The 11,783-nt window shown below is 46.1% G+C and carries 10 protein-coding genes; 4 read left to right on the top strand and 6 right to left on the bottom strand.

Features of this window, described 5'->3' with window-relative positions; all coding sequences use genetic code 11:
- Positions 1-13: 13 nt before the first annotated feature.
- Positions 14-1,339, bottom strand: a complete 1,326-nt coding sequence (locus tag L5M18_RS13415; RefSeq protein ID WP_263197284.1) for a DEAD/DEAH box helicase — start codon at positions 1,337-1,339, stop codon at positions 14-16.
- A gap of 526 nt (positions 1,340-1,865) precedes the next feature.
- On the opposite strand from L5M18_RS13415, the gene L5M18_RS13410 reads away from it, so the two are divergent.
- On the top strand, positions 1,866-2,144 hold the full coding sequence (locus L5M18_RS13410; protein WP_113941185.1) for a DNA polymerase III subunit epsilon: 279 nt from the start codon (positions 1,866-1,868) through the stop codon (positions 2,142-2,144).
- A 730-nt stretch (positions 2,145-2,874) separates the two neighbouring features.
- On the opposite strand, the gene L5M18_RS13405 is transcribed toward L5M18_RS13410, so the two are convergent.
- From L5M18_RS13405 to dnaK, 3 genes are all read right to left on the bottom strand, one after another.
- Positions 2,875-3,468 (bottom strand): hypothetical protein, encoded by a 594-nt coding sequence (locus L5M18_RS13405; protein WP_263197283.1) that lies wholly within the window; start codon positions 3,466-3,468, stop codon positions 2,875-2,877.
- 296 nt (positions 3,469-3,764) lie between these two features.
- A complete protein-coding gene (gene dnaJ / locus L5M18_RS13400; RefSeq protein ID WP_263197281.1) occupies positions 3,765-4,886 on the bottom strand; it encodes a molecular chaperone DnaJ in 1,122 nt (373 codons plus the stop codon).
- A gap of 110 nt (positions 4,887-4,996) precedes the next feature.
- On the bottom strand, positions 4,997-6,916 hold the full coding sequence (gene dnaK / locus L5M18_RS13395; protein WP_105251655.1) for a molecular chaperone DnaK: 1,920 nt from the start codon (positions 6,914-6,916) through the stop codon (positions 4,997-4,999).
- 288 nt (positions 6,917-7,204) lie between these two features.
- Between dnaK and L5M18_RS13390 the strand changes: the two genes are divergently transcribed.
- From L5M18_RS13390 to L5M18_RS13380, 3 genes are all read left to right on the top strand, one after another.
- Entirely contained in the window at positions 7,205-8,125 is a 921-nt protein-coding gene (locus tag L5M18_RS13390) for a DMT family transporter (protein ID WP_113941182.1), read from the top strand.
- 119 nt (positions 8,126-8,244) lie between these two features.
- Positions 8,245-8,721, top strand: a complete 477-nt coding sequence (gene ybaK / locus L5M18_RS13385; protein WP_263197278.1) for a Cys-tRNA(Pro) deacylase — start codon at positions 8,245-8,247, stop codon at positions 8,719-8,721.
- A gap of 229 nt (positions 8,722-8,950) precedes the next feature.
- On the top strand, positions 8,951-9,259 hold the full coding sequence (locus L5M18_RS13380) for a hypothetical protein (protein WP_219251162.1): 309 nt from the start codon (positions 8,951-8,953) through the stop codon (positions 9,257-9,259).
- Positions 9,260-9,363: 104 nt separating this feature from the next.
- On the opposite strand, the gene L5M18_RS13375 is transcribed toward L5M18_RS13380, so the two are convergent.
- Together L5M18_RS13375 and proB are read right to left on the bottom strand one after the other, a co-directional pair.
- A complete protein-coding gene (locus L5M18_RS13375) occupies positions 9,364-10,641 on the bottom strand; it encodes a glutamate-5-semialdehyde dehydrogenase (protein WP_263197275.1) in 1,278 nt (425 codons plus the stop codon).
- Positions 10,642-10,653: 12 nt separating this feature from the next.
- The gene (gene proB / locus L5M18_RS13370; protein ID WP_105251651.1) at positions 10,654-11,772 is read right to left on the bottom strand and encodes a glutamate 5-kinase; all 1,119 of its coding nucleotides are present in this window, start codon (positions 11,770-11,772) and stop codon (positions 10,654-10,656) included.
- Positions 11,773-11,783 lie beyond the last annotated feature (11 nt).

Here is an 11,783-nt window from a genome sequence, read left to right as displayed (position 1 = left end):
AATAGCTTCAAGCTCAGCGCTTACCTTTAAACTCTTTGGCGCTGTGCTTATTGATGCTACGGCGATTCGCCTGCTTATCCCGTGGTGGTCGCTTACGCTCAACTTTTCCCTCAGTGGCGCCATCTGTGATTTTTTCACTCGGCTTATCCGTTACCGGAAAGTCAGCCAGTAATGCCAGCGGTAACTCCCGCGCGGTTAAACTGCGGATCGCCGTTAAAGTTGCCATTTCACTGTGGCACACAAGGGAAATCGCCAGCCCTTTTTCTCCAGCGCGCGCGGTGCGGCCAATGCGGTGCACGTACACAGGCGCACTCATGGGTAAATCGAGATTGATAACAACAGGCAAGGCATCAACATGAATGCCGCGCGCCATCAAATCTGTCGCCACTAATACTTGGATACGATTGGCTTTAAAGTCGGCCAAGGTTTGGCTGCGAACGGTTTGCTCTTTTTCACCGTGCAGCGCGGCGACTTTCATCCCCGCTTTAGCGAGTCGTTTAGCGACGGCATCGGCATCATCACGGGCGCTGATAAACACCAACACCTGCGGCCATTGATATTGTTTTAACAGAGCAATTAATGCCTGTGCTTTGCTGCCCTTGTTGACTAAATAGAGTTGTTCTTCGATTTCACCAGCCACTGAATTCACCTTGTGGGCTTCGACCCGTAGCGGCTGATTCACCAGCAGCTTGCCCGCCAATGTATCCAAAGCCTCGGGCAAGGTGGCAGAAAACAACGAGGTTTGCTTAAGCTTAGGCATAAACGCCATCAGCTTTTGCACATCAGGCCAAAACCCCATTTCCAGCAGGCGGTCAGCCTCATCCAGCACAAGATGTTTTATCGAATCGAGGCTGACGTGGGCCTGTTTACATAAATCCAGTAAACGCCCAGGGGTTGCCACTAACACCTGCGGCTTGGTTGCAAGTTCAGCTAATTGATCTTCCAAGGGGACCCCGCCACACAGAAGCTGAATGTTCAACGAAGTCGATAACTGACTCGCCACTGTTTGCAGCGCCTCAGTCACTTGCAGCGCTAATTCCCGTGTAGGCACCAGCACTAACGCCAGTGCATTTGGAGGCTGTACAGACTTAGTGCACTGTGTTTGCTGTTGCAACAAAATTTGTTGTAGGAGTGGCAAACCAAAAGCTAAGGTTTTCCCGCTACCAGTTTGTGCTAAGGCTAACAAATCCCGTCCTGCAAGAATGGCCGGAATCGTGAGTTGCTGTACCTTTGTCGGATGTTTAAGACTTGCAGGCAAGGCCTTAAGTAACGCCGAATTTAAGCCAAGCTCAGCAAAAGTTAACGACTCAGGGGAAGAAGAAAGCTCAGGAAAGGACATCACAGCACCGGATCAAAACATGGGAGCGAAAGTTTACTGAGAGTTGCCTTTGAATACCAATGTTGTTTCGGCTTTTACGCAAGCCTTGGCACAGTTTGCAACGGTACTGTTTGCAACAACAGCTACGACATTTGCGTTACGCCACTAAGAAAGTCTAGTTTGAAACTTCGATTGAATTTCTAAACCAAAGGTCAAATCAATAGCCGACCTAAAGAGAATCAACTGCAATCCCCTCTTGGATCTCCCCTGCCAACAAGGTCCATGTCTAACGGCCAGTTCGCAGGAATAGGTGAATTACTGTCGCTTCGGTGTTCGTGGTTTATCTTAAAAGTGACTCTAGCCGCATCTTTCTTATGTGCGCAAAGTTAACGCAGGTGATGGAATGGTAGATTTTAATCCCACAGCTTTCGTGAGCGCTTATGGTAGAATCCCGCCCAATCAGCTTTATGAATGTGCAATACAACTCATTTGTTTAACTGAACGTAGTGGAACACTACCGTGATTAACTAAATGAGGAGAAAAGATTATGAGTAAGTTAAATGCCGCAGAACGTAAAGCCCGCGATAACGCCCGTTTTTCACAACGCGTCGATGAACGCCGCACAAAAGGTGAAGACGTCGTCGCCTACGTACTGGGCAACAAGCTCGCGTTTAAGTTTCTGACTAAACCAGAAAGACACGAATTTAAACAAAGAGAAGCTGCACTTGAAGAAGAAGCCAAACTTAAAAAGCAGCAAGCGTTTCAGCTTAAAACCGAGCAAGAATTAGAGAAAGTCGAAGCCACATTTACTGTTCCAGAAGAGTAACCTCTCAAAAGAGCCATTGATCATCATTGATGGCTCACGCATACCCCATTTCCAAATTTCGTTTGGATTTTTAAATCCAAATCAAAATCAACGACGTAGGACTTCTCCCCTGATTTTTTATTAAGAAATCGACCAAGGAGGACTGCTCGTCCTATCCTCCTTAGATGCTCCCTTGACGAACAACCTCCATGTCTAACTGCCAGCCTTGGCTCTCGTTCGAAACGCTGCTACGCAGCACTCACCCTAGCGAAGTTACATGCATTGCTCATTCATTAATAACAGCAAGGTCTCATACTCCAACAAAAATTGCCTAATGGCTCAGATGGCACATCCATGTGCCCCCGAGCCTGCACCATCATCCATGATGTCGCCACGGCATTTTTACTCCGTATTTAGACAACTTCGCAGGGAATATGAACTCCTGAAGTTTCAGTGTTACTTATTCGTATTTAAAAAAAGAACTAACACTCCATCTTTCTAAAATTTAATAATGAGTGTCTCAATAACATTTCCTGCCTGTCCAATCATTTCAATGACACGGCATACAAACCTCCTTGTTCAATGCTTAAGCAAAGCTGGAGATTAACTACCACGCAATTACTGTGGATGCCCGTCTGATCTTCTGGGCATTATCATGAAGGGAGTAGTGGCTATATTTAAATTTGGTACAAGTTTTATTATTTAGTGGACAATTAAATTAATAGGTTTGCAAGTCCGTGGTCTGCTCTTGTTAGCTGCATTGATTGTCTGCATATACATTACCAGTTTTAGGGCAGATTCTAAAAACACATAAAACATTTTCTGCATCACCATCATCGCCCCAAAGAGAAACTTCATAACCAGCTTGAGGAGGAATGACTATTATTATTTCTTCACTATTGTTAGTGAATTGGACTTGTGGAAGTAGATTTTTGAAATCATTAAAATCCATTTTTAGGATTTGTTCGTGTGCAAATTTCACTTTTAAAAATGAGGTTGGGTAATTTTCATAGGGCCAATCATTTTCAGCTTCTCGGGGATGGACTGATTGTATCTTGATACTTCCGTCATATCTTATTTGATATTTGATTGAACCACCATCATGCATAAACGGATAAATTAATGCTATGCTAGAAAACTGGATGTTGTCGAATAAATCTAATATATCTCTGTTTAATGTAAACAAAAGATGTAACTTTGCTGTCTCGGGAAAGTTAGATATTAATGGTAAGTTACCGCCAAAATATGACTCAGACTCTTCAGATATATTCAATGCTACGAGATTTCCCTTATAGTAAATTAAGGGTTTTCTGATTTGTCCATATTCTCCAGTTATTGAATCCATAATTACTCTCTCATTAGCAGTTACGGTGCATATTAAGTGTTACTTTTCATTATAGTAACGCTATTTACGGTCATAGTCATTTTGTTTTATAGCAACTGCTTGATTCCGAATTCAACTCCGAAGTACGACACAGGACAATTAAGCAGCTAATTGGTGAAACACCACCGCAGGCTGCTTCAACTTTAAACACTTTAATATTTGGGCATAAATCCGAATATAAAAAAGCCCTGCAAGGTTAACCATTGCAGGGCTTTTTTCTTCTAGTGCGCAGCTAACCTCTGCGACACTAGACCAAGTTAGCTATTCAGATCTTGAAAGAACTTTTTCACGCCATCGAAAAAGCCCTCAGCCTTTGGGCTGTGTTTTTTCGACTCACCAGTTAAGGTGGCTTCAAATTCGCGTAACAGTTCTTTTTGACGATCGTTTAAGTTAACTGGGGTTTCCATAACCACTTTGCAGAGCAAGTCGCCTACCGCATGGCTGCGAACCGACTTGACGCCTTTGCCACGTAAACGGAACATACGGCCCGTTTGCGTTTCGGCTGGGATCTTCAGGCTGACTTTACCATCCAGTGTTGGCACTTCAATCTCACCGCCTAGGGCCGCTTTACTGAAGGATATCGGCACTTCGCAGTAAAGGTTATTGCCATCACGGACGAAAATCGCATGCTCACGCACACTGACCTGAACGTATAAATCCCCTGGAGGCGCGCCAAACTCACCCGCTAAACGAATACGGTCGCCCGTATCTACGCCGGCAGGGATCTTAACCGATAAGGTTTTGCTCTTTTCAACACGGCCATCGCCATGACACTTAGTGCAAGGATCTTTGATGATCTTGCCGCGGCCATGACAGGTTGGACAAGGCTGTTGCACCGCAAAGAAACCTTGGCGCATTTGGACTTGGCCTTGGCCATGACAGGTGCCACAAGTGGTTGCAGAGGTGCCTTTTTTAGCGCCGCTGCCTTCACATAGATCGCAAGTCGCCAGTGTTGGGATACGCAGTTCTTTGGTTAAGCCTTTAACGGCTTCTTCCAGTGATAACTCTAGGTTGTAACGTAAATCTGAGCCGCGGGCCGCTTGGCGTTGACCGCCACCACGACGTCCACCGCCGAAAATATCGCCAAAGACATCACCGAAAATATCACCGAAATCGCCTTGACCACCACCGTAACCACCGCCACCGCGATTAGGATCCACACCCGCATGACCAAATTGGTCATAGGCCGCTTTTTTGTCGGCGTCGGTTAGGATCTCGTAGGCTTCTTTAATTTCTTTAAAGTTAGCTTCTGCGGTTTTGTCGCCTGGGTTGCGATCTGGGTGAAATTTCATGGCCAGACGTTTGTAGGCCTTTTTAATTTCACGTTCGCTGGTGTCACGACTGACACCTAATACTTCGTAATAATCTCGCTTTGACATAATCTCATGCTTCTCAGCTGGTGTTGAACAAACGGGCGTTAGGGTTGCCCCGTAACGCCCGCCTAGAAATTAACGCTTTGAAATCAATCTATTTGATTGAAAACAAGTCATTATTTCTTGTCGTCTTTCACTTCTTCGAATTCAGCATCGACAACGTCATCGGCAGCAGCGTTAGCCTGTTTGCCCGCGTCGGCATTGTCGCCGCCTTGAGCTTGAGACTTAGCTTGAGCGATTTCCATCAGCTTAGCAGATGCTTCGATCAAATTTTGAGTTGCCTTTTCAATGGCTTCTTTGTCATTGCCTTTGCTGGCAGTGTCAACAGCGGCCATAGCAGCTTGGATTTTCTCTTTATCTTCGCTTGGCAATGCATCACCCGCTTCTTCCACTTGTTTCTTAGTCGCGTGGACTAAGCCGTCAGCTTGGTTGCGTGCTTGCACTAACTCTTCAAACTTCTTGTCTTCATCTGCGTGAGCTTCGGCATCACGTACCATTTGCGCCACTTCTTCTTCGCTTAAGCCAGAAGAGGCTTTGATGGTGATGTTTTGTTTCTTGCCGGTTTTCTTGTCTGTCGCAGACACATGCAGAATACCGTCGGCATCGATGTCGAACATCACTTCAATTTGTGGCTGGCCACGTGGAGCTGGCTCAATACCGTCTAAGTTGAACTGACCTAATGACTTGTTCGCGCTCGCTTGCTTACGCTCACCTTGCAGTACGTGAATCGTCACTGCGTTTTGGTTGTCATCGGCTGTTGAGAACACTTGCTGCGCCTTAGTAGGAATAGTGGTGTTCTTTTCAATCAACTTAGTCATCACGCTGCCCATGGTTTCGATACCCAGAGACAGTGGTGTTACGTCTAACAGTAATACGTCTTTCACGTCGCCTGACAGTACGCCCGCTTGAATTGCAGCACCTACGGCTACCGCTTCGTCTGGGTTCACGTCTTTACGAGGTTCTTTACCGAAGAAGTTTGTCACTGCTTCTTGAACCTTAGGCATACGTGTTTGACCACCCACTAGAATCACTTCGTTGATGTCTGTTACAGATAAATCTGCATCAGCCAGGGCAACTTTTAGTGGCTCTAATGTACGGATAATCAAGTCTTCAACCAGTGATTCCAATTTAGCACGAGTGATTTTAATCACTAAATGCTTAGGACCTGTTGCGTCTGCCGTGATGTATGGCAGGTTCACTTCAGTGTGGTTGGTGCTTGAAAGTTCAATTTTCGCTTTTTCTGCTGCTTCTTTCAGACGTTGCATTGCTAATGGATCTTTACGCAGATCTAAGCCTTGCTCTTTCTTGAATTCGTCAGCTAAGTAGTTGATCAAACGGTTGTCAAAGTCTTCACCACCTAAGTGGGTGTCACCGTTGGTTGCCAACACTTCAAATGTTTGGTCGCCATCGTTGCTGTCGATTTCGATGATAGAGATATCAAATGTACCACCACCTAAATCGTATACTGCAACAATGTTGTCGCCTTGTTTCTTATCGATACCGTAGGCTAATGCTGCAGCCGTTGGTTCGTTGATAATACGTTTAACATCAAGACCTGCGATACGACCCGCATCTTTAGTCGCTTGACGTTGTGAATCGTTAAAGTAAGCAGGAACAGTAATAACCGCTTCTGTTACTTCTTCACCTAAAAAGTCTTCTGCGGTTTTCTTCATCTTTTTCAAGATTTCTGCAGAAACTTGTGGTGGAGCCATCTTATTGCCACGCGATTCAACCCATGCATCACCGTTGTCGGCTGCAATGATTTTGAATGGCATGATGTTCACGTCACGTTGGACTTCGTCATCTTTAAAGCGACGACCAATCAAACGCTTAATCGCGAAGAATGTGTTAGTCGGGTTAGTCACAGCTTGACGTTTTGCTGGCGAACCGACAATGGTTTCATCATCTGTATAAGCGATGATTGACGGGGTTGTGCGATCGCCTTCAGCGTTTTCTAACACACGTGCTTTGCCACCATCGAGGACAGCTACACAAGAGTTTGTTGTGCCTAAGTCGATACCAATAATTTTACCCATGAGGTCCTCCGAAAAATTTCATTCAATCTAAATTTGTTTAGTTGGTTTTGATATGGGGCTAGACGGTTGAAATATCAAGTCCATCGTTGGCCACCTTCTCTGCCTTGATACCTATATTGGGACAGGGAATTTAATTACAAGGGCGAACAAAAAAATTTTCTGATTTATCTTTCTCGCATCTACAGCGGGATAAAATATCCAATCACATAAAATAGTCTTGCTTATCAACCCAAGCTGTTATTCAATCGGCCCACATTTGGCGGATGTTTATCCTAGTAAGGTAGCAGAGTGAAGTCTTCGAATTTAGCGTACGTGTATGGCATGGCGGCGGTCTTTCTCTGGTCTACAGTGGCCACTGCCTTTAAGATTGCCTTGAGTTACTACACACCGCTGCAACTGGTGTTTGTTGCCGTACTCACTTCGATTATTGCCCTTGCCGGAATCCTTGCTTGGCAAAAAAAGCTTTCCTTACTCAAGCAACAGTTTTTACGCCGCCCCATGTTTTATCTGGTGACTGGACTCATCAATCCCTTCCTTTACTATGTCGTGCTATTTAAAGCGTATTCCTTACTGCCAGCGCAGCAAGCGTTGTCACTTAATTACACTTGGGCGGTATTACTACCGTTACTGGCCGCGCCTTTGTTAAAGCAACATTTGCGTAAGAGCGACATAGCTGCCGCGCTGATTGCCTATACAGGCGTGTTTATCATTGCTACCGGCGGCGATATCAGCGGCTTTAGTTTTGATAGCCCGCTCGGTATCGGATTGGCGCTGACCAGCACCTTACTCTGGTGCCTATATTGGATCGTCAACACCAAAGATCAAGGCGATCCTGTGGTCAGTTTATTATTGAGTTTTCTTATCGGCTTACCTTTTATTGCCGTCACCTTAGTGCTGACAGATACCCTACCCAGTTTTAGTCTTAAGGCGATATTTGCAGGTATGTATGTGGGCTTGTTTGAAATGGGCATTACCTTTGTGCTCTGGTTAATGGCGCTGAAAACCGCCACTCGCACTGCGAACATCAGCACTATGGTGTTTTTATCTCCTGTGATGTCGATTGGTTTTATCGCGTGGATTTTGCAAGAAACGATTGCGATGGCAACCTATCTCGGCCTAGCCTTTATTTTATCGGGGATGATGTTACAGCAACTTCTGCCCCGTTATTTAGAGCGTAAAAACAAGATAAGCACAAAGCTAGCGGAATAATCGTTGGGTAGCAGCCTTAAATAATGTTAGCTCACGGCAATGAGCCAATTAAAAGAGCTGGCTAACATTTTAAGCCAAGATTAAGCGCTAATATCTCCCATTTTGTGAAGGAGTATAAAATGACCCCGGCCGTCCGATTGGCGAAAAAAGCCAAGATCGCGTTTGATATCTTAGAGTACAGCCACGATCCACACTGCGCCGCCTACGGCGAAGAAGCCGCTAACACCTTAGGGCTCGAACCCGCGCAAGTATTTAAAACCCTTTTAGTTGCCATCGACAAAGCTCATGCGCCGATTGCCGTCGCGCTCGTGCCCGTCGATCATCAGCTTAATCTAAAAGCCGTAGCTAAATGCTTAAGACAAAAGAAACTACAAATGGCCAATGCCGACCTAGCACAAAAATCCTCAGGCTATCTGGTTGGCGGTATTAGTCCCTTAGCGCAAAAGAAACAATTGCCAACCTTGATTGATGCCAGCGCTCAAGGCTTCGATAGAATCTATGTGAGCGCCGGCAGACGCGGTTTAGAAATAAGCTTAGCGGCAACAGACTTAGCCCTGCTTTGCAAAGGCGAATTTGCCGATATCAAGATGATTTAAGCTAGATGCTTTAAGCTATCTCGACCACATTAAGCACAAGTCATTCGACGTTAAGTAAGCAATTCACTCCACTTTAAGTTGTACGCGCTCATATTAGATAAATGATGAACAAGGCTCAAACGGCAACAAACTGGCCAGCGTACTGAGTCTAACAATGGAAAGCGTTTGATAAAGCCGAGATATCCGTCTATAAATTGTACTGAGATACAAATCGACTAAGGATAGTCAGATGGAAAAATCAACCCAATGGAATCCAGAAAATAGCATCAGCCCTATCAGTTGGTGCGCCATGCTACTCTGCATCGCCTTATTTATTTATGAGCATTTCTGGGGAAACAGTTTTACCACTATGGTAGTCATGCTCTATTGCAGTTTTATGCTGCCTTCGGTTTTACTCACTCGCAGAGTACAAGAAAAGTACTTTATTTATACCTTGGAATACATCAAGGCCTTTCGTAAATTCACTGTCGTTATGTCGACGATATTTTTCTGTATCTGGTTACTTGTTACTTATACCCCGCTCGCCATAAGCAGCTAAACTTGTTAGCCAAACACATTGATGTCGCTATTCAGTTGGATACCGCAAACAAAAAAGCCGTCAACGTAGTAGGTTAACGGCTTTGGGTTTATCGGTATTTACCGCTAAACACGACTAGTGTAATCACCCCAAGCTAACCACTTATATGTGGTTAATGCCTCAAGCCCCATTGGACCGCGAGCGTGCAGTTTTTGCGTGCTCACCGCCACTTCAGCGCCAAGACCAAACTGACCGCCATCGGTAAAACGCGTACTGGCATTCACATACACGGCGGCTGAGTTCACTTCATTCATAAAGTGTGCCGCTGCATGAATATCATCGGTCAAAATGGCCTCCGAATGGCCGCTAGAATACTGGCGAATATGACTAACGGCGGCATCGATATCGCTCACGACTTTGATACCTAAGGTTAACGACAACCATTCGATTCCAAAATCCTCAGCCTTAGCAAGCGTCACCTCGAACCCTAAACCATCCAGCAGACTAAAACTTGTGTCACAAACTGAAAAACGCACGCCTAGACGATGCAGATATTCGGCAATTTGCGGTACAAAGCTGCTAGCCACGCGCTCATCCACCAGCAAGGTATCAAGAGCATTGCACACCGTTGGACGCTGCACTTTGGCATTAGCGATTACGCCTAAGGCACGCTCAAGGTCGGCATTTTTATCGACATACAAGTGGCAAATACCAATGCCGCCTAAAATCACTGGAATCGTCGCTTGCTCGGCACATAAGCGCTGCAATGCTTGACCGCCGCGCGGCACTATCATGTCGACATATTGATCGAGCTTAAGTAAACCTGTCACTAGGGCTCTGTCTGAAGAATCAATAAATTGCACCGCATCTATGGGTAAACCTTGGGCAACAATCGCGCCGCGGATCACTTCGCTGATAAGCTTATTCGATTCAAGGGTTTCTTTACCGCCACGGAGGATCACCGCATTACCCGTTTTAAGGGCAAGTACGGCGATATCGACTGTCACATTCGGGCGCGCCTCGTAGATAACCCCAATCACGCCCAGCGGTACGCGGCGACGAGTCAGCCTTAAACCGTTATCTAATAACTTGCTGCCAAACTCTTCACCCACGGGATCAGCAAGGCGGATCACATCGCTGATATCACCGATAATGCCCGCTAAACGCGCATCATCGAGCAACAGTCTGTCGATCATCGCCTCAGTTAATCCATCGTTCTTAGCGGCGGCAACGTCTTTAGCATTAGCCGCTAAAATGGCGGCGGAGTTTGCCGTCAGCGCATCGGCAATAGCTTCGAGTAAGTCAGCCTTTTGGCTCGCCGTTAAATTGGCTAAAGCATAACTGGCCTGTTTGGCATTTTGGCCAAGTTGCTGTAAATACTGATCTTGATTCATTTGACTCAAAACAGACCTCGCTTATAAGACAACCATGTCGTTGCGGTGCACTATTGCGTCACCATAATCGTAACCGAGTACAGACTCGATCTCGTCGGAATGCTTACCCGCAATCAAACTCAGGGCTTGGCCACAGTATCGTGTCATCCCTTTAGCAATCACTTTACCTTGTTGATCAACTAATTGTAGCGTCGCACCACGTTCAAACTGACCTTTAACGCCTACGATACCTTTAGACAATAGACTGCGGCCCTTGTCAGTCACGGCTTTGACCGCGCCCGCATCAAGCACTAAAGAACCTTGAGTTGCAGGTCCCGCTAGAATCCACTGTTTGCGGCTTTCGAGCGGGTTTTCGATGGCACTAAAGTGAGTACCGACGGACTCTTTGGCGACCACTTTTTTGATCACATCTGGGTGATGGCCAGAGGCGATAACCACTTCGATACCAGCACGGCGAGCAATATCCGCCGCTTCCAATTTAGTCGACATACCACCTGTGCCTAAACCCGATACAGAACCGCCCGCCAGCATACGCAGACTATCGTCAATCTTCACCACCTGTGAAATCAACTTAGCGTTCGGGTTAGTGCGCGGATCGGCATCGAATAAGCCCTTTTGATCCGTCAATAAAATCAATAAGTCAGCGTCACATAAGAGTGCTGCGCGCGCCGATAAATTGTCGTTATCGCCCACTTTGATCTCATTGGTGGCAACGGCATCGTTTTCATTGATGATCGGCACAATATTATTCGCCAACAAGGCATTGAGCGTGTCGCGGGCGTTAAGGTAACGCTCCCTATCCTGCAAGTCGGCACGGGTCAGCAGCAATTGGCCCACATGCAGCCCATAAATACTAAAGAGTTGTGCCCAAGCGAGGATCAACTGACTTTGCCCGACAGCGGCTAACAATTGCTTATTGGCCATAGTGTCGGGCAGCGTCGGGTATTGGAGATGTTCACGCCCAGCGGCAATTGCCCCTGAGGTGCATAATACGACTTCGACCCCTGACTTCATCAGTGCGGCCATTTGACGAGCAAGCTCAACCATGTGGGCTTTATCTAGCTGTTTACTGCCAGAGGTCAGCACACTCGTCCCTAACTTCACTACCACGCGGCGATACGCAATCTCACTTAAGTTCATTATTCATTTGT

Source organism: Shewanella sp. SM20 (assembly GCF_025654545.1).
GTDB lineage: Bacteria > Pseudomonadota > Gammaproteobacteria > Enterobacterales > Shewanellaceae > Shewanella > Shewanella oncorhynchi.
The sequence above is the reverse complement of the archived record's forward strand: the minus strand, read 5'-3'. Positions and strand labels throughout refer to the sequence as shown.